This window comes from Nocardioides sp. S5 (assembly GCF_017310035.1).
In the GTDB taxonomy this organism is placed as follows: Bacteria; Actinomycetota; Actinomycetes; order Propionibacteriales; family Nocardioidaceae; genus Nocardioides.
Window position 1 is genome coordinate 1,148,115 of record NZ_CP022296.1, and the last position, 18,779, is coordinate 1,166,893.

Consider the following 18,779-nt stretch of genomic DNA (forward strand, 5'->3'; position numbering starts at 1 on the left):
TGACTAGAGTGCGTCGGTGACCCGTGAGGAAGCCCGACTGCAATCGATCTACGACCTCGTCGTCCGACGCAACCCGGGCGAGGGTGAGTTCCACCAGGCCGTCCGCGAGGTGCTCGACAGCCTCGGACCGGTCGTGGCCCGACACCCGGAGTACACCGACGCACGGGTGATCGAGCGGATCTGCGAGCCGGAGCGCCAGATCATCTTCCGGGTCCCGTGGGTCGACGACGCCGGTCAGGTGGAGATCCACCGCGGCTTCCGTGTGGAGTTCAACTCCGCGCTCGGGCCCTACAAGGGTGGTCTCCGCTTCCACCCGAGCGTCTACCTCGGCATCGTGAAGTTCCTGGGCTTCGAGCAGGTCTTCAAGAACGCGCTCACCGGCATGCCCATCGGCGGCGGCAAGGGCGGCTCCGACTTCGACCCCAAGGGCCGCTCGGACGGCGAGGTGATGCGCTTCTGCCAGTCCTTCATGACCGAGCTCTACCGTCACATCGGCGAGTACACCGACGTGCCGGCCGGCGACATCGGAGTGGGCGGGCGCGAGATCGGCTACCTGTTCGGGCAGTACAAGCGGATCACCAACCGCTACGAGTCCGGGGTGCTCACCGGCAAGGGCACGGGATGGGGTGGATCAGCGGTCCGCAAGGAGGCGACGGGCTACGGCACCGCCTTCTTCGTGCAGGAGATGCTGCGGCAGCGCGGGGAGTCCCTCGACGGCAAGAAGGTCGTGGTCTCGGGCTCGGGCAACGTCGCCATCTACGCCGTCGAGAAGGTCCACGAGATGGGCGGGACCGTGGTGGCGTGCTCGGACTCGGCCGGCTACGTCGTGGACGAGGCTGGCATCGACCTCGAGCTGCTCAAGGAGCTGAAGGAGGTCGAGCGCGCGCGGATCAGTGAGTACGCCGAGCGGCGCCCGGGGGCGACGTACGTCGCGGGCGGGTCGATCTGGGACGTGCCGTGCCAGGTGGCGCTGCCGTGCGCCACCGAGAACGAGCTCGACGACGCGGCGGCACGCACCCTGGTGAAGCAGGGCTGCCTCGTCGTGGCGGAGGGCGCCAACATGCCCACGACCCCTGCGGGCGTGGGCACCTTCGTGGACGCCGGCGTGCTGTTCGCGCCCGGGAAGGCGGCCAACGCGGGCGGCGTCGCGACCAGCGCGCTGGAGATGCAGCAGAACGCGTCGCGCGACTCGTGGACGCACGACCACGCCGAGGCCAGGCTCGCCGAGATCATGGCCGGCATCCACGAGCGGTGCGCCGCGGCCGCCGACGACTACGGCCGTCCGGGGGACTACGTGCTCGGGGCCAACATCGCCGGTTTCGTCCGGGTCGCGGACGCCATGTTGGCGATGGGCGTGGTCTGAGCCCGTCCCTCCTCGTCGATCAGCGACCGCGCCTGCGCCACTCGATGGCGGGGCAGGTGTCCATGACCATCGCGACGCCCGCACCGGTGGTGCGGGCGAAGGCGTCCTCGTCGACCACGCCGAGCTGGAACCACACCCCTGCCGCGCCGATCGCCACGGCCTGGTCGGCGAACTCGCCGGCCGCCTCGGAGCGTCGGAAGACGTCGACCACGTCGATGGGGAACGGGACGTCGGCCAGGGTGGCGTACCCCTGCTCGCCCAGCACCGGGGGCGCCTCGGGGTCCGCGAACGAGGGGTGGATCGGCACCACCTTCTTGCCGCGCTCCTGCAGCAGCGAGGCGATCGAGTACGCCGTGCGCGACGGGTCGCCGGAGAGGCCGACGACGGCCCACGTCCGAGCCTCGTCGAGCATCCGGTCGATCGTCGCGGGGTCCTGCCAGCTCGAGCTCATGGAGCCACGGTAGCTCCGGACGACGACGTCACCGTGCGGCAGTCGACCGGGTGTGGGTACCGGCCGGTAGGAACATCAGCGTTTCTCGAGTGCCCGGCGAGACCCATGTGGTGGGATGAGCCCCGTCACACCACACCACGAGGGGAACTTCCTACATGCTCCACACTGCAACCCGGCGCCTCGGCGCCGTCGCTGCCGCCGGCGCCCTGGGCGCCAGCGCACTCGTCGCCCTCGCCGCGCCCGCTGCGCAGGCAGCCACCGCGGCGACCACCTACACCTGCACGTTCCCGGCCCTGGGCGCCCGGGACATCCCGGTCTCCATCACGGCCACCCTGCCGCCGGCGGCCAATGCGGGCCTCGACGCCCCGGCCATCCCGGTGCTCCTGAGCGTGACGCTCCCCGGTGACGTGGTCGACGCCGCCAAGGGCCTGTTCCAGGCCACCAGCATCGGTGGATTCTCGAACGACATGGTCGCCACGCTCGACGAGCTGTCCTCCGCGGACACGGCCGACCTGCCTCTGCAGAACGCGCGCTTCCCGCAGACCGCGGTGCCGACGACGCCCAACACGGCGCTGACGCTCAACACTCCGAACCCGCTTGCCACCCCGGGTGCGGTCCCGGCCTCGACCGTGCCGGTCAGCCTGCCGGGCGCTGGCACGTACGACATCGTCGTGCCGTCGGCGTTCAAGTTCACCGCCACCAAGCAGGGTGACGTGACGATGCTGGCCGACGTCCCGTGTGCGCTCAAGGCCGGTTCGGCGTCGAGCCTCGGCTCGATCATCCTGGCCGAGAACGAGTCGACCACGGAGGCCGAGCCCACCAAGAAGGTCACCCCCCTCGGCCAGAAGACCAAGCTCAAGGTCGTCGTGGACGCCGACAACGAGGTGCCCGCCGGCAAGGTCAAGGTCATGAAGGGCAAGAAGGTGCTTGGCAAGGGCACCCTGAACGCCAAGGGCAAGGTCAAGGTCACGCTGAAGAAGGCGCTGCCCGCGGGCAAGACCAAGGTCAAGGTGCTCTACCTCGGCGACGACTTCACCGCGAAGTCGAAGGACAAGAAGGTCGTGATCCGGGTCCGCTGACCCCCTCGCAGCCTTCGAACGCCCGGTCGGTGCCCTCGGCGCCGGCCGGGCGTCCGACATCTCCGGACGTGGTCATGGCCACACCGTGGAGCTCTGCCCCTCAAAGCTTGGACGTCCTACAATTCCGACCATGAGCGAGTTCCCCCTCTACGCCCTTTCCGAGGAGCACCAGGCCATCCGCGAGGCGGTCCGCGCCGTGGCCGACGCCAAGATCGCGCCGTTCGCGGCGGCGGTCGACGAGGAGGCGCGCTACCCCCACGAGGCGGCCGAGGCGCTGCTCGCCTCCGACTTCCACGCCCCGCACGTGCCCGAGGCCTACGGCGGCGCCGGCGCGGACGCGCTGGCCACCGTGCTGGTGATCGAGGAGGTCGCCCGTGCGTGCGTGTCGTCCTCGCTGATCCCCGCGGTCAACAAGCTCGGTTCGCTGCCGGTGCAGATCGCCGGGTCGGAGGAGCTCAAGCAGAAGTACCTCGGCGCCCTGGCGAGCGGCGAGGGTGGCTTCTCCTACTGCCTCTCCGAGCCCGACGCCGGCTCCGACGCCGGTGGCATGAAGACCCGCGCGGTGCGCGACGGCGACGAGTGGGTCATCGACGGCGTGAAGCGTTGGATCACCAATGCCGGCGAGTCGGAGTTCTACACCGTCATGGCCGTCACCGACACCGAGAAGAAGACCCGCGGAGGCATTTCCGCCTTCGTGGTCGAGAAGTCCGATGCGGGCGTCTCCTTCGGTGCACCGGAGAAGAAGCTCGGCATCAAGGGCTCCCCGACGCGGGAGGTCTACTTCGACAAGGTCCGCCTCCCTGCCGACCGGATGATCGGCGAGGAGGGCACCGGCTTCGCGACCGCGATGCAGACCCTCGACCACACCCGCGTCACCATCGCCGCCCAGGCCGTCGGCGTCGCCCAGGGGGCGCTGGACTACGCGCTGGACTACGCCAAGGAGCGCCAGCAGTTCGGGAAGTCGATCGCCGACTTCCAGGGGCTGCAGTTCATGCTCGCCGACATGGGCATGAAGATCGAGGCCGCGCGCCAGATGACGTACGCCGCCGCCGGTCGCTCCGAGCGCGGCGACGACGACCTCACCTTCTTCGGCGCGGCGGCCAAGTGCTTCGCCTCCGACGTCGCGATGGAGGTCACCGTCAACGCCGTGCAGGTGCTCGGCGGCTACGGCTTCACCCGCGACTACCCGGTCGAGCGGATGATGCGCGACGCCAAGATCACCCAGATCTACGAGGGCACCAACCAGGTCCAGCGGATCGTGATGGCACGCCAGCTCCTTGCAGGGGTCCAGTCAGAGCTCTGAGCGTGAACCGGACCGAGGCACGGGTACGCGCCTGCTCGACCCGCACCTCCCACGTCACGGGCCCATCGATCCAGTCGCGCGTCCGGGCGCGACGGGCCTTCCGTGCTCCAGCTCAGCCGTGCGAGCCCCGCGACCGCCGGTAGTCGGCGTGGCCGTGCGGCGGCGCGCACGAGGCGCCGCGGTGGCGGCTGCGCAGGAACACCAGCGGGAAGACCAGCAGCCAGAACGGGGCCTCGGTGAGGAGGCTCAGCACGATGAGCACCGCCAGCACGGGCAGCAGCGGCACCCGCTGCCAGGCGCGCGACCGACGAGGCGCGGCCGGCTCCGGCCGCGGCGGCGGGGGCACCGGGAGGCGGGGCAGGTCGCTGAAGAGCAGCGCCAGGTCCGCGCGGGTGCGGGCGGTCCAGATCGCGTCCAGCCGCTCGTCGTACTCCTCGTGGTCGAGGCGTCCCTCGGCGTAGTGGCCGGCGAGGTCGGCCATCGCGCGCTCGCGGTCGCTGTCGGCGATGCGCATCCGGGGGTCGGGCGAGCTCATCGCTCGGCGTCCCGTCCGTCCGCGAGGATGCCGTAGAGGCGGCGACGGGTGTCGACGAGGACGCCGAGGGCCGCCTTCTTCTGATGCTCTGAGCCCTGCGTGCCGAGCTGCCACACCGCGCTCACGACCTGGCCGATCTCACTCTTGATGTCGGCGTGGCCGGACGGCTGGTCGTCGGGGGCGGGCTCGGTGCGGGCGAACGGCGCCCAGACCGAGGCGAGCTCGTCGGTGTGGGCCCCGACCCACTCGACGCCGGCGTCGGTGAGCCGGATCGTGCGACGGCCGCGCTCGTCGTCGGCCTCCACGAGGCCCTCGTCCTGCAGCTGCTGGATGGTGGGGTAGACCGACCCGGGGGAGGGGCGCCACTCACCGTGGCTCAGGTCGGCGATCTCCTGGATCACCTGGTAGCCGTTGATCGGCTCCTCGGCCGTGCGGGCGCGGTGCAGCACGTCGATGATCGCCATCCGCACGTCGCCGCGGCGCACACGCGGGCTGCGCTGCTGCGGACGCTGCGGGGCGCCCGCGAAGCCGAGGATCTCGCCGAGCCACGGCGGCGGGCCGCCGGCCTTGCGTCCCCGGCCCCCGCTGAAGGCCTGGCCCCAGGTGCCGCCCCAGTCGCCGCCGGAGGGGCGGCGGTAGTCGCGCTCGCCCCCGGCGCGGTCGGTGCGGTTGTCGTCGTTGCTCTCGGGCCAGTCGGCCCCGGGCCAGTCGTGTCCCATGGTGCGCTCCTCGTGTCCTGGACGGCGCGCAGGTCGTGACCTATCGGTGACCTATCGCGATATATCGCGAGCGTACGTCGACGCCAGGACCCGGACAAGCAGGGATGACCCCGGTCCGACCCCGAGATGCGTTACGAGCGGGCGCGCCCGGTGGGCGTGCACGCCCGCCTCGGGACTTCTGCGTCCTTGACGATCGCGTCGAACAGCGCCGGCGCCCGCTCCGGGTCGGCGACGAGCCGGTTGGGGTCGCTCGGGGCGGGGAGGTTCGGCATCGTGCAGGTCTGGCTGTCGCCGGTCATCGCCAGGGCGAACCGGCCGAGGTCGACCGGGCCCATCTCCTCGTCGACACGGATCGCGCCGGCAGCGGCGGAGTTGATGCTCCAGTAGCGGACCGGGTTGACGAACGTCCACGGGGAGAGCGCCTCGTCGCCGAGCGCGCTGATCACCTCGCGCTGGCGGGCGACGCGGTCGAGGTCGCTGAGCGCGGTCACGTAGCGCGAGCGCGAGTAGCCCAGGGCGGTGAGGCCGTCGACCTCCTGGCAGCCCTTCTTGATGTCGAGGCGTGCACGCGGGTCGCGCATGTCCTGCTTGGGGCAGATCTGCACGCCTCCGAAAGCGTCGACGGTGTTGATGACGCTGCCGAAGCCGAGCTCGACGTAGTGATCGATGTGGATGCCGGTCAGCGCCTCCACCCGCTGGACCAGCAGGGGCGCTCCTCCGCTCGCGAAGGCGGCGTTGATCATCTGCGTGCCCCCGTCGGGGACCTCGACGAGCGTGTCGCGAGGGATCGACATCATCGTGCGCCCGCCGGAGCCGGTGTGCAGGACGATGATCGTGTCGGTGTTGGTGCCGCCGCGCTCGGGTGTGTCGAGCACCTCGCGCTGCTCGTCGGTGAGGTCGTCGGCCTTGTCGGAGCCGACGATGAGGTAGTTGGTGCCGGGCTGGTCGCCGGGACGATCGCCGCTCGGCTGGGCGTCCACCTGGTCGATCGTGGTCCAGTGGTACAGCGGGACGCCGGCGAGGTAGACCAGCACCAGCAGGAGCAGCAGCGGGATCAGGCCGAGGCGGAAGCGGGGGAGGCGGCGACGCTTCTTCTCCGGGCGCGGCGGCGGCGCGGCGGAGGACGTACGGGGACGGCCCGGCGGCTGCCCTCCCGACCCGCGCGCCTCACGCCGGGCGACCGGCATCACCCGGGTCTCGTCGGGTCGTGGGGCCCGTCCCGACCCCTGCCCCGGTCCCTGGGTCGGCACCTTCTGGGTGGCGTCGCCCGACGGGGTCTGCGACGAGCCCCCGTAGAGCCAGTCGTACTCGGGTGTTCCCTTCTCGGGCACCCCGGAACCCTGCGGACGATCAGCCATGGGCGAAGACGCTACCGTGCCGAGGGTGAGCAACCCGCGCCCCACGTCGTACAGCCGCGTGAGCCTCGGGATCATGGCGCACTCGAGCGAGGCCAACCTGCTGGGCAACGTGCACGGCGGCGAGGTGATGAAGCTCGCCGACTCCACGGCCGGTGCCGTCGCCCACCGACACAGCGGCGGTCCGGCAGTCACCGCCGCGATGGACGAGATGACCTTCCTCGCGCCGGTCCACGTCGGCGACATCATCAAGACCTACGCCCAGGTCAACTGGGCCGGCACCTCCTCGATGGAGATCGGCGTGCGCGTCGAGGCTCAGCCGTGGGGCAATGCCGGCGACGAGCCGGTCCACGTCGCCAGCGCCTACTTCGTCTTCGTCGCCATCGACGAGGACGGCCGTCCGCGCCCCGTGCCCCCGCTGGAGACCGAGACGCCCGACGACGTACGCCGCCAGCGCGAGGCCGAGATCCGGCGTGCGCACCGGCTGGCGCGCAAGGCCGAGATCGACCGGGGCCGCGAGGGCTGACCGCCCAGCCTGCTCGTCACGGCGAGTCGCGCACCGGTGGGACGGGTGTGACTGGTGATACTGGTCGGGCTGACTTCCCCCAGCTGAAAGGCCCCCGATGCCGCCCGTCCCGCCCCCCGGGTCGCACCAGACGCGCTTCACCACGCTCGACCGCGCGCAGCGTGTGCGGTTCCGTCGCGCGGTGACCCTGATGCTGATGACCCTCGTCCTGCCCGGCTCCGCGCAGCTGGTCTCCGGCAACCGTCGGGTGGGCCTGCTCGCGCTGCGCACCTGGCTGGTGCTCCTCGCGCTGGGCGCGACGGCGCTGGTGTCGTCGTACTTCTGGCACGGCGTCGCCTTCTGGGCCGGCACCGACACGACCTTCCTGCTGGTGCTGCGCGTCGCGCTGATCGGCCTCGCGGTCGCGTGGGCCTACCTCTTCGTCGACGCCTGGCGCCTCGGCCAGCCCCTGACCCTGCAGCGCCAGCACCGCCTCGCGATCGTCGGCGTCAACGGCCTGCTGTGCTTCAGCGTCGCCGGCGCCCTCCTCTTCGGCGCCCACATGGTCGGCGTCCAGCGCCAGTTCATGATCTCGATGTTCGGCGACGGCGCGGCCGTCGACGCCCACCAGGGGCGCTACAACGTCCTGCTCATGGGCGGCGACTCCGGTGCGGGACGCTGGGGCCTGCGCCCGGACTCGATGACCGTGGCAAGCATCGACGCCGAGACCGGCAAGACGGTGCTCATCTCGCTGCCGCGCAACATGCAGAACTTCCCCTTCGCCGAGGGCTCGGTGATGGACGAGCAGTTCCCGAACGGCTTCGACGCCGAGGGCCAGTACCTCAACGGTCTCGCCACCTGGGCCCTCGACAACGCCGAGCTGTTCAAGGGCTCGAAGAACCCCGGCGTCGACGCGACCGTCATGGGCGTCGAGGGCATCACCGGCCTGAAGATGAACTACTGGGCGATGGTCAACCTCGAGGGCTTCAAGGACCTCGTCGACGCCGTCGGCGGCGTGGAGCTCAACGTGCGCCAGCCGATCCCCGTGGGGCTGCCCCACGAGAAGACCTTCCACTACATCGAGCCCGGCGTCCGCACCCTCGGCGGTCACGACACGCTGTGGTTCGCCCGGGCCCGCGAGGGCTCGGACGACTACTCGCGGATGGCGCGGCAGAAGTGCGTGATGGGCGCGATGCTCCAGCAGGTCAGCCCCCAGGTCGCGCTGAGCAACTTCGAGGAGATCGCCGGCGCGAGCTCGGCGATGGTCTCCACCGACATCCCCCGCGGCGAGGTCGACCGCTTCGTCGACCTCGCGCTCAAGGCCCGCAACCAGAAGATCGCCACGCTGTCCCTGGTGCCGCCGATGATCAACACCGCGGACCCCGACATCGCGCTCGTGCAGCAGAAGGTCGCCGCCGCCATCGCGCGCGCCGAGGGCCAGAAGCCGGTCGTGGAGACCGCTGAGGCGGCCGACGCGCCGGCGGCCGAGGTCCCCGCACCGGACGCGGGCGACTCCGCGACGCCCGCGGCTCCGGCCACCTCCTCCGCGCCGCCCGCCGCGCCGACCACCCCGACCCCGCCCCCGGCGGTCACGGGCGGCTCGCTCGGCTCCCTGTCGACCGGCTACGCGGCGAACCAGTCGGAGGACCTCGGCGCGGTTTGTTGAGGCCCCGCGCCCGACCCCTACTGTGTACGCCGTGACCACCGGACCCCTGCCCCGCATCGTCGCGGTCGTGGTCACCTTCAACCGCCTCGGGCTGCTCGAGAAGCTCGTGACGCGACTCGGTGAGATCGACGGCCTGGCGGAGGTGCTGGTGGTCGACAACGCCTCGTCCGACGGCACGGGGGAGTGGCTGGCCGCGCGCGGGCACACCGGTGAGATCCCGCTGTCGGGGCGCACCCTGACCACCAACCGCGGCGGCGCCGGCGGCTTCCACGACGGGCTCGCCTGGGCCATCGACCGCGAGGCCGACCTGGTCTGGCTCATGGACGACGACGGCCTGCCCGACCACGACTGCCTCGAGCGGCTGCTGGAGGAGACCGACAACCTCGACTTCTGGGGCCCGCTGGTCGTCGACGAGGCCGACCCCGGTCGGCTGGTCTTCCCGATCCGGCTGCCCGGCGGCGCCCGCGTGGTGCACGCCGTCGACGACGTACGCCGTGCCGCGCGCGCCGACCGCATCGACGGCATCGTGATCCCGTTCAACGGCGTGCTGGTCACCAAGGAGCTCGTCGACCGGATCGGCCTGCCGCGCGAGGAGTTCTTCATCTGGGGCGACGACCACGAGTACCGGCTGCGCGCCGAGGAGGCCGGCGCCCGCGTCGCCACCGTCGTCACCGCCACCGTGCGCCACCCCAGCGTGGGCAACCTCGGCACCCCGATGATGTTCGGCCGCACGACCTACAACGACTCGCCGAGCGACCTCAAGCACTACTGCATGGCGCGCAACAACCTGGTCAACCTGCGCGACTACCGCGGGCCGCTGCACGCGTTCGCGTTCGTGGTGAAGACCGCCTGGTTCTACACCTTCACCCGCCCGAGCCTGGCACGCCTGCGGCTCAGCCTGGGAGCCATGCGCGCCGGCATCGCCGGGGACTTCGACGGCCACCGGAGGTTCCTCGGATGAGCGCGACCGCGCACGAGAGCGTCGCGGTCGTCGTCGTCACCCACGACCGCGCCGACCTGCTGGGCGCCATGCTCGACGGGATCGCCGCCCAGACGCACGCCCCCGACGCGGTGATCGTCGTCGACAACGCGAGCGCCGACCACACCCCCGAGGTGCTGGCTGCGCGCACCGACCTGCCGCTCGAGGTGATCCGGCAGGACAACCTCGGCGGGGCCGGCGGGTTCCACCGCGGCGTGCGGGCGGCGTACGACCAGGGCTTCGACCGCGTGTGGCTGATGGACGACGACGTCGTCCCCGCCCCCGGCTGCCTGGCCGCGCTCATGGCCGTCGACGAGGACTGCCTGATCGCCGTGCGCGAGGACCTCTCGGGCGCGCTCGTGGAGAAGGCGGCGGTCGACTTCGACCTGCGCAACCCGCTGGCGATCAAGCCCAAGCGCGCGACGGTCGACAGGACGTACGCCGACCGCGCGTCGATGCCCGCCCTCGTCGAGGTGCACAACGTGGCCTTCGAGGGCTTCATGGCCCGGCGCAGCGTCATCGAGGAGATCGGCTTCCCCGACCCCTCGTTCTTCATCTTCTACGACGACGCCGAGTACGCCGTCCGTGCCCGCCGGACCGGGCGCCGGATCTGGGCGGTCCGCGACGCGGTGCTCGTGCGCCAGCTCGACTTCAACCAGCAGCACGACCTGTCCGGCTGGAAGGGCTTCTACATGTACCGCAACCTCTTCGTGGTGCACCTGCGCCACGGGGAGAACGCGCTCGTGCGGGCCAAGCCGTGGCTGATCACCCTCGCGGTGGTCCTCCTCAGCCCGCTGCGCGGCGGCCGGGCGGAGGCCCGCAACGTGATCCGTGCCATGGCCTCGGCACGGGGCATGCGCCGCCTCACCGACTCCGCACGTCCCCCTCGATAGACTCACCCAGCGCATCTCACCCACAGGAGTTCATCCCTTGTCCCAGGGCCCCACGCACGACACGGAAACGCTTCCCGACCTCGTCATCGTCGGCGCCGGACTCTTCGGCCTCACGATCGCCGAGCGCTGCGCCGAGGAGCTGGGCCTGCGGGTGCTCATCCTCGAGCGCCGCCACCACCTCGGTGGCAACGCCTACAGCGAGCGCGACCCGGAGACCAACGTGGAGGTGCACAAGTACGGCGCGCACCTGTTCCACACCTCCAACGAGCGGGTGTGGGAGTACGCCAACCGGTTCACCTCCTTCACCGACTACCGCCACCGCGTCTTCGGCAAGTACCAGGGGCAGGTCTACTCGCTGCCGCTCAACCTGGCGCTGATCAACCAGTTCTTCGGCAGGTCCCACACCCCCGACGAGGCCCGCGCGCTCATCGCCGAGCAGTCGAGCGAGGTCGCCACCGAGGACGCCTCGAACCTCGAGGAGAAGGCGATCAGCCTCATCGGCCGTCCCCTCTACGAGGCGTTCATCAAGGGCTACACCGCCAAGCAGTGGCAGACCGACCCGACCGAGCTGAGCGCGGACATCATCACGCGCCTGCCGGTGCGCTTCACCTTCCAGAACGGCTGGTTCAGCGACACCTACGAGGGCCTCCCGGTCGACGGCTACACCGCGTGGCTGACCCGGATGGCCGACCACCCGAACATCGAGGTGCGCCTGGAGACCGACTTCTTCGCAGTGGCCGACGAGTTCAAGGGCAAGGTCCCGATCGTCTACACCGGTCCGGTGGATGAGTACTTCGGCAACTCCGAGGGCCGGCTGTCGTGGCGCACCGTCGACCTGGAGGAGAGCGTCGTCGACACCGACGACTTCCAGGGCACCGGCGTGGTCAACTACAACGACCAGGACGTCCCCTACACGCGCATCATCGAGTTCAAGCACTTCCACCCCGAGCGCGAGAAGACCCACCTGCCCGGCAAGAGCGTGATCGTCCACGAGTACAGCCGCTTCGCGGAGGAGGGCGACGAGCCCTACTACCCGGTGAACACCGCCGACGACCGCGCCAAGCTGCTGAAGTACCGCGAGCTGGCCAAGGCCGAGCCGATGGTGCTGTTCGGCGGGCGCCTGGGCACCTACAAGTACCTCGACATGCACATGGCCATCGGGGCCGCGCTGTCGATGTACGACAACAAGCTCAAGCCCCACTTCACCGAGGGCGCGGAGCTGACCAGCGGAGGCATCGAGGCATGAGCACCACCACCACGGGCACGAGCACGGGCACGCGCGAGCAGACCGTCACCCGGTTGCTGCAGCGGCAGATCCTGCCCGTCGACCGCGACACCGACGTCTTCCCGCTCTACGTCGACCTCGAGGAGGCCGTGCTCGACACCGACCGGCACGACGTGGGCGGCAGCAAGGCGGCCAAGGACCTCAACAACGCCGCCATCCGCCAGTCGACCTCGACGGGGCGCAAGCTGCACCCCGACCAGATCCGCTCGCGCACCGAGCTGCGGCTCGAGCCCTCGCAGCTGCTGTCCTTCGGCACCTACTTCAACGCCTTCCCGGCGTCCTACTGGCGCCGCCACACGGTCGTCACCGACGTCGAGCTGACCGTCCGCCTGAGCGGCGCGGGCTCGGTCGTCACCGTCTACAAGTCGATGGCGCGCGGCCACGCCCAGCGCGTCGACTCCGCTGTCGTCGAGGGTGAGGCGGGGACGTTCACCTTCGCCCTGCCGCTCAAGCCGTTCGTCGACGGCGGGTGGTACTGGTACGACGTCGTCGCCGGCGACCACGGCGCCGTCGTCGAGGGCGCCGAGTGGAACGCGCAGGTCCCCGCCGACCGCGCCGGTCACGGCACCGCCGACATCTGCATCACCACGATGAACCGCCCCGACTTCTGCGCCAAGCTGCTCACCCAGCTCGGCGAGGACGAGGTGCTCGCCCCCTACCTCGACACCGTCATGGTGATGGAGCAGGGCAAGGACCTCGTGGCGGACTCCGAGTTCTTCCCGCACGCCCAGGAGGTGCTCGGCGACCGCCTGCGGGTGCTGGTCCAGGGCAACCTCGGCGGCTCGGGCGGCTATGCCCGCGGCCAGCTCGAGAGCGTGCGCAAGGGCACCGCGACGTACGCCCTGATGATGGACGACGACGTCGTCTGCGAGCCGGAGGGCGTGATCCGCGCGGTCACCTTCGGCGACCTGGCCAAGCGCCCGACCATCGTCGGTGGCCACATGTTCAACATCTACAACCGCTCGCAGCTGCACTCCTTCGGCGAGATCGTCCAGCCGTGGCGCTTCTGGTGGCAGACCCGTCTCGACGGCTACAGCCAGTGGGACTTCGGCGCCCGCAACCTGCGCTCGGCGCGCTGGCTGCACAAGCGCGCCGACGTCGACTTCAACGGCTGGTTCATGTGCCTGATCCCGAGGGTCGTGCTCGAGGAGGTCGGCCTGTCGCTGCCGGTCTTCATCAAGTGGGACGACTCCGAGTTCGGCCTGCGCGCCAAGCAGGCGGGCTACCCCACGGTGTCCTTCCCGGGTGCCGCGGTCTGGCACGTGCCGTGGACGGACAAGAACGACGGCGTCGACTGGCAGTCCTACTTCCACCAGCGCAACCGCTTCATCGCCGCGCTGCTGCACTCGCCCTACGAGCGCGGCGGGCGGATGGTGCGCGAGAGCTTCAACCACCAGGTCAAGCACCTCGCCTCCCTGCAGTACTCCACCGCCGAGCTGCGCCACCTCGCGCTGGAGGACGTGCTGCGCGGCCCCCACGCCCTGCACGGCGAGCTGGGGACCAAGCTCGGCGAGATCAACGCCTTCCGCAAGCAGTTCACCGACGCCCAGCTCGTCGAGGACCGCGACGACCTGCCGCCGGTGCGCCGCAAGAAGCCCCCGAAGAAGGGCAAGTCCGACATCGAGATCCCCGGCCGGCTCAGCACGCTGGTGGCCGCGGGCCTGGCCCCGCTGCGCCAGCTGCGACCGGTCCGCGAGATGTCGCGCCAGTACCCCGAGGCCGAGCTCCCGGCGATGGACTCGGGCTGGTTCAACCTGGTCAAGTACGACTCGGCCGTGGTGTCGATGAACGACGGCAGCTCGGTCGCGCTCTACCAGCGCGACCCGGCCCGCTACCGCGACCTGATGAAGCGCACCATGGAGATCCACCGCCGCTTCCACCGCGAGTGGCCCCAGCTCGCCCGCCAGTACCGCGAGGCGCTGGGGGAGATCACCTCGCCCGAGGCGTGGGAGAAGACCTTCGCGCCGTACACCGAGCAGCGCGACGGTGACGAGTGAGCGGGCAGTGAGCACGCCCCCCGTCGGGCGTCCCCGCCCCACCGCCGCCGAGCTGGAGGCGCTGCCGCTGGCGCCGCCGGCGGCGACCGGCCTCGCCGAGGTCGTACGCCGTCGCTACCTGCTCGGCATGCTGGTGCGCAACACCATCAAGTCGCGCTACCAGGGCACGGTGCTGGGCTGGGTGTGGAGCTACCTGCAGCCGGCGATCCGGTTCTGCATGTTCTACTTCCTGTTCCAGGTGATGATCGGCCGCGGAGCCGGGATGGAGAACTTCGCCATCCACCTGTTCGCCGGCATGGTGATCGTCCACTTCTTCACCGAGACCTTCAACGGCGGCACCCAGTCGCTGGTGCAGAACCGCTCGCTCATCACCAAGCTGCCCGTGCCACGGGAGATGTTCCCGGTCGCGCGGATGCTGGTCGCCGCGTGGCACACCGTCCCGATGATCGTCATCCTGCTCGTGCCCTGCCTGTTCCTCGGCTGGCGGCCCGACCTCGTCGGGGTCGCCGCGGCCCTGCTCGGCTTCACGCTCGCGGCGGCCCTGGGGCTCGCCCTCGGCCTGCTCTTCAGCGTGGGCAACGTCTTCATGCGCGACATCAGCAAGATCGCCCAGACGCTCACGCAGTTCGTCACCTTCAGCGTGCCCATGATGTACCCCTTCACGCTGGTGCAGGAGCGCTTCGGCGAGCCGATCGCGAGCTACTACCTCCTCAACCCGATGGCTGAGGCCGTGCTGCTGATCCAGCGGGGCTTCTGGACCGGCACCACCAGCGACCCGGACGCCACGGCCGCGGTGCACCTGCCCGACCACCTCTTCACCCGCGGACTGATCATGACCGGCATCTCGCTGGTGCTCCTCGTGCTGGCCCAACGAGTCTTCTCCCGCCTCGAGGCGCGGGTCCCGGAGCGCCTCTGATGACGACGATGATCCAGGTGGAGAACGCCACCAAGGCCTTCACGCTGTCCTACCAGCGCTCGCTCAAGCAGACCGTGCTGGCCAAGGCCCGCGGCCGCAAGACCCACGACACGTTCAACGCCGTCGACGACGTGAGCTTCACGGTCAGAGAGGGGGAGTCCGTCGGCCTGATGGGGCTCAACGGCTCCGGGAAGTCGACCCTGCTCAAGCTGATCAGCGGGGTGATGCGCCCCGACTCGGGCTCCGTGCTGACCCGCGGGCGGATCGCCGGCCTGATCGCCACCGGCACCGGCTTCGACAACAACCTCAGCGGCCGGGAGAACCTCTACCTCAACGCCGCCATCCTGGGGATGTCGCGGGCCGAGACCGACCGCAAGTTCGACGAGATCGTCGACTTCGCCGACCTCGGCAAGTTCCTCGACACCGACGTCGCCTACTACAGCTCCGGCATGAGGGCGCGCCTGGGCTTCTCGGTCGCGGTCAACGTCGACGCCGACATCTTCATCGCCGACGAGGCGCTGGCGGTGGGGGACCGGCCGTTCAAGCGCAAGTGCAAGAAGCGCATGGACGAGATCGTCTCCTCCGGCGTCACGATGTTCTACGTCTCCCACGCGCCCGGCTCGGTGCGCAACCTCTGCAACCGCGTGCTCGTGATGGAGAGCGGCAGGCTCGGCTTCGACGGTGACGTCGAGGAGGGCATCCGCTACCTCCACTACGACGAGAGCGACGACAACGGCGACGACGACGACGGTCTCGGCGCCGACATATAGGGCCTCGGCCCGCGACACTCCCGCTCCCCGCGTTGGGGGGCGGGAGTGCTGCTTTCGGCGCGTCTTCCATGAATAAGTGCCGCGATCGTTCAGAATTACACCCATGTAACGGCGTGTCGAGTGGAAATTACACTGTTGTAGTTACTCAGAAACTCTTCCGTGACTGGTGTGACTGGTGTGAACTTCTGCCTTGTGTGACCTTCCCCCACACAGGAGCTGAGTTCCCATGCGCCCTCTTCAGGCACGTCTCGTCACCCTCTGCCAGCAGGTGCTGGCCCTGGGTGTCGTCCTCGTCGTCCTCACCCCGGCCTCTGGCGTGGTGTCGCTCGACATCGTCGGTGAGCACCCCTCGCAGACCGCGCCGGACGCCTCGGCCGCGCTGATGTCGGCCACCGTGCCGACCTCCGCGGTCACGCCCGAGGTCACCGAGGTGCCGCTGACCGGCGCAGCGGGCGGGTTCTCCGGTCTGAAGGGCCGTACGGTCGCCGGCAGCCCCACCGCGGCGCGGGTGCAGAGCACGCCGCAGCCCGTCACCGGCTTCGCGGCCATCGGCGTCACCTGGGAGCACGGGGAGGACCTGGAGGAGGACCAGATCTCGCTGAAGGTGCGCACCCGCACCGGCGAGGAGTGGAGCGCCTGGGAGGACCTCGAGTACCACGACGAGCACGGCCCCGACGCCGACAGCGCCGAGGGGCGCGCGTCGCGCCCGGGCACCGAGCCGATGTTCGTCGGCGACGTCGACGACGTCCAGGTCGAGGCGAGCACCGACGGCACGACGCTGCCCGACGACCTCTCGCTCGCGCTGGTCGACCCCGGCACGGCCCGGGGCAGCGAGACCGAGGCGCCGGCCCAGCAGTCGTCGCAGCAGGAGACCGGCGACGACCCCACGGCCGCCTACGAGCAGGACTTCGCAGAGCAGGACGAGCTGATGCAGTCCGAGGGCATCAGCCTGCGGGCAGCGTCCGCGAGGACCGCCGCACAGCCCACGGTGTTCTCCCGCGCGCAGTGGGGCGCCGACGAGAGCATCCGCAACAAGAGCGCGCTGCGCTACGGCTCCATCAGCGCCGGCTTCGTGCACCACACCGTGAACGCCAACGACTACACCGAGGCGCAGGTCCCGGCGATCCTGCGCAGCATCTACGCCTACCACGTGAAGTCCCGCGGCTGGAGCGACATCGGCTACAACTTCCTCGTCGACCGCTTCGGTCGGATCTGGGAGGGCCGCTTCGGCGGCATCGACAAGCCGGTCGTCGGCGCCCACACGCTCAACTACAACGACTACGCCTTCGCGATGTCGGCCATCGGCAACTTCGACACCGTGCAGCCGCCGGACGTGATGCTGCGGGCCTACGGCGCCCTGTTCGCCTGGAAGCTGTCCCTGCACGGCGTGAACCCCGCGTCGACGTCGCAGAAGGTCGGTCGCTCGACCTTCCCGGCCATCAACGGCCACCGTGACGCGGGGTCCACGGCGTGCCCGGGCCGCTACCTCTACGCCAAGCTCGCGGTCATCCGGCAGTACGCCAGCAGCGCGGCGCCGGTCACCCCGGTGCCCCCGACCGTGCAGCCCGTCGAGGTGTCCGCGCCTGCCCCGCAGAACAACCTCGACGCCTCGCCCTACCCCGATCTCGTAGTGCGCCGCGCCTCGGACGGCCGCGGCCTGGTGATCCCGACGGGCGGCCTGACGTCGTTCCAGAAGCGGATCGTGGTCGGGAGGAGCGGCTGGGACAAGCGCTCCGACGTCCTGGTCTCGCCCGACCTCAGCGGCGACGGCCTGGCCGACCTGGTGACCGTCGACCGGTCCGGGATCGTGCGCGTCCGGGCCGGCAAGGGCAACGGGAAGTTCGGTGCCACCACCAAGAAGATGTCGCTGCGCGGCTACTCGCTCATCACCGCCGTCGGTGACATCAACGGTGACGGCCGCAACGACCTGGTCGCCCGCTTCAAGGGCCGCCTCACCACGCTCATGGCGACCGGCCGCGGTGGCTTCGACCGCAAGATGACCCGCAAGGGATACGGCGACTACCGCCAGCTCATCGGCGCCGGTGACCTGAACCGCGACGGTCGTGCGGACCTGCTGCTGCGCACGAAGAACCGGCTCTTCCTCCAGACCGGCTACGGCACCGGGCGCTTCGCCCCGCCGCAGCGCGTGGCCGGCTCGTGGCGCGGCTACAACCGCCTCGTCGCCGGCGACTTCAACGGCGACGGCACCTCCGACCTCGTGGCCCGCACCAGCACCGGCAAGATGCTGATGCTCCCCGGACGCGGCGACGGGTCGTACGGCGCCGGGCGCGGACCGGCCTCGAACCTCAAGAGCATGCGCTGGATCACCGGCACCAACCTGGTCGGTGGCCAGGGTGCGGACCTGATCGGCGTGGCAGGCAAGCAGCTCGTGGTGGTCGCCAACAGGGACACCTTTGAGCTCGGTGCCCCGGTGGACACCGGTGTCTCCTTCGCCGGCCTCGACACGGTGCTCAACGCCGGCGACGTCGACCGCGACGGATTCGGCGACGTGGTCGGCCGCGACACCTCGGGCCAGCTGCTGCTCTTCGCGGGCAAGGGGACGGGCGCGCTCTCGGCGCCTCGCGTGCTGGGTCCCGGCTGGGGGAGCATCACCGGCCTGACCGCGGTCGGCGACGTGACCGGCGACGGCAACCCGGACCTCGTCGGCACCACGGGCGGCACGCTCTCGCTGTGGCGCGGCGACGGGTTGGCCTTCGCTGCTGCGGTGCCGGTGAAGGGAGCCGTGCCGATGCCGGCCGGTCTGCCCTCGGACCTCTCGGGCTTCGACTGGGTGTTTGGCGTCCAGCCGATGACGCTGAAGGGCAAGAGCGACTACGTCGTGCGTGAGCGTGCCAGCGGCATGGTCTACGTCTACAGCGGTCGTCGCTCGGGCGTCTCGACCCCCCGGGTGCTGGGCGAGGGACTGGGGGCCTTCGACCTGGCCGGGTGAGCGACCAGCGCAG

16 protein-coding genes are annotated in these 18,779 nt (G+C 70.5%); 12 read left to right on the forward strand and 4 right to left on the reverse strand.

The window, feature by feature from the left end; genetic code table 11:
• The first annotated feature begins 16 nt into the window (after positions 1-16).
• On the forward strand, positions 17-1,363 hold the full coding sequence (gene gdhA / locus CFI00_RS05665) for an NADP-specific glutamate dehydrogenase (protein ID WP_207084282.1): 1,347 nt from the start codon (positions 17-19) through the stop codon (positions 1,361-1,363).
• A 19-nt stretch (positions 1,364-1,382) separates the two neighbouring features.
• Here the strand turns inward: gdhA and CFI00_RS05670 are convergent, their stop codons facing one another.
• On the reverse strand, positions 1,383-1,814 hold the full coding sequence (locus CFI00_RS05670; protein ID WP_207084283.1) for a CoA-binding protein: 432 nt from the start codon (positions 1,812-1,814) through the stop codon (positions 1,383-1,385).
• A 155-nt stretch (positions 1,815-1,969) separates the two neighbouring features.
• Between CFI00_RS05670 and CFI00_RS05675 the strand changes: the two genes are divergently transcribed.
• Both CFI00_RS05675 and CFI00_RS05680 read left to right on the forward strand, forming a co-directional pair.
• Positions 1,970-2,893: a DUF6801 domain-containing protein gene (locus CFI00_RS05675; RefSeq protein WP_207084284.1), complete on the forward strand. Its 924-nt coding sequence runs from the start codon at positions 1,970-1,972 to the stop codon at positions 2,891-2,893.
• A gap of 130 nt (positions 2,894-3,023) precedes the next feature.
• Positions 3,024-4,196 carry an acyl-CoA dehydrogenase family protein gene (locus CFI00_RS05680; RefSeq protein ID WP_207084285.1) on the forward strand — a complete coding sequence of 391 codons (1,173 nt, stop codon included), beginning with the start codon at positions 3,024-3,026 and terminating at the stop codon, positions 4,194-4,196.
• A 112-nt stretch (positions 4,197-4,308) separates the two neighbouring features.
• On the opposite strand, the gene CFI00_RS05685 is transcribed toward CFI00_RS05680, so the two are convergent.
• From CFI00_RS05685 to CFI00_RS05695, 3 genes are all read right to left on the reverse strand, one after another.
• Positions 4,309-4,731 carry a DUF1707 domain-containing protein gene (locus CFI00_RS05685; RefSeq protein WP_207084286.1) on the reverse strand — a complete coding sequence of 141 codons (423 nt, stop codon included), beginning with the start codon at positions 4,729-4,731 and terminating at the stop codon, positions 4,309-4,311.
• Positions 4,728-5,450 carry a PadR family transcriptional regulator gene (locus tag CFI00_RS05690; RefSeq protein ID WP_207084287.1) on the reverse strand — a complete coding sequence of 241 codons (723 nt, stop codon included), beginning with the start codon at positions 5,448-5,450 and terminating at the stop codon, positions 4,728-4,730. Before CFI00_RS05690 ends, CFI00_RS05685 begins: the two co-directional genes overlap by 4 nt.
• A 131-nt stretch (positions 5,451-5,581) precedes the next feature.
• Entirely contained in the window at positions 5,582-6,808 is a 1,227-nt protein-coding gene (locus CFI00_RS05695) for an LCP family protein (protein ID WP_207084288.1), read from the reverse strand.
• A 25-nt stretch (positions 6,809-6,833) separates the two neighbouring features.
• Between CFI00_RS05695 and CFI00_RS05700 the strand changes: the two genes are divergently transcribed.
• The 9 genes from CFI00_RS05700 to CFI00_RS05740 all read left to right on the forward strand — a co-directional run bounded on the left by CFI00_RS05700 (position 6,834) and on the right by CFI00_RS05740 (position 18,766).
• On the forward strand, positions 6,834-7,331 hold the full coding sequence (locus CFI00_RS05700; protein WP_242532702.1) for an acyl-CoA thioesterase: 498 nt from the start codon (positions 6,834-6,836) through the stop codon (positions 7,329-7,331).
• 190 nt (positions 7,332-7,521) lie between these two features.
• On the forward strand, positions 7,522-8,976 hold the full coding sequence (locus CFI00_RS05705) for an LCP family protein (protein WP_242532846.1): 1,455 nt from the start codon (positions 7,522-7,524) through the stop codon (positions 8,974-8,976).
• 31 nt (positions 8,977-9,007) lie between these two features.
• Positions 9,008-9,937, forward strand: a complete 930-nt coding sequence (locus CFI00_RS05710) for a glycosyltransferase family 2 protein (protein WP_242532703.1) — start codon at positions 9,008-9,010, stop codon at positions 9,935-9,937.
• A complete protein-coding gene (locus tag CFI00_RS05715; RefSeq protein WP_207084291.1) occupies positions 9,934-10,848 on the forward strand; it encodes a glycosyltransferase family 2 protein in 915 nt (304 codons plus the stop codon). The genes CFI00_RS05710 and CFI00_RS05715 overlap by 4 nt, the downstream gene beginning before the upstream one ends.
• A gap of 37 nt (positions 10,849-10,885) precedes the next feature.
• Positions 10,886-12,094, forward strand: a complete 1,209-nt coding sequence (gene glf / locus CFI00_RS05720) for a UDP-galactopyranose mutase (RefSeq protein ID WP_207084292.1) — start codon at positions 10,886-10,888, stop codon at positions 12,092-12,094.
• A complete protein-coding gene (locus tag CFI00_RS05725; protein WP_207084293.1) occupies positions 12,091-14,130 on the forward strand; it encodes a glycosyltransferase in 2,040 nt (679 codons plus the stop codon). Before glf ends, CFI00_RS05725 begins: the two co-directional genes overlap by 4 nt.
• A gap of 7 nt (positions 14,131-14,137) precedes the next feature.
• Positions 14,138-15,046: an ABC transporter permease gene (locus CFI00_RS05730; RefSeq protein WP_242532704.1), complete on the forward strand. Its 909-nt coding sequence runs from the start codon at positions 14,138-14,140 to the stop codon at positions 15,044-15,046.
• Positions 15,046-15,816, forward strand: a complete 771-nt coding sequence (locus CFI00_RS05735; protein ID WP_207084294.1) for an ABC transporter ATP-binding protein — start codon at positions 15,046-15,048, stop codon at positions 15,814-15,816. Before CFI00_RS05730 ends, CFI00_RS05735 begins: the two co-directional genes overlap by 1 nt.
• A gap of 226 nt (positions 15,817-16,042) precedes the next feature.
• On the forward strand, positions 16,043-18,766 hold the full coding sequence (locus CFI00_RS05740) for an FG-GAP-like repeat-containing protein (protein ID WP_207084295.1): 2,724 nt from the start codon (positions 16,043-16,045) through the stop codon (positions 18,764-18,766).
• The last annotated feature ends 13 nt before the right edge of the window (positions 18,767-18,779 follow it).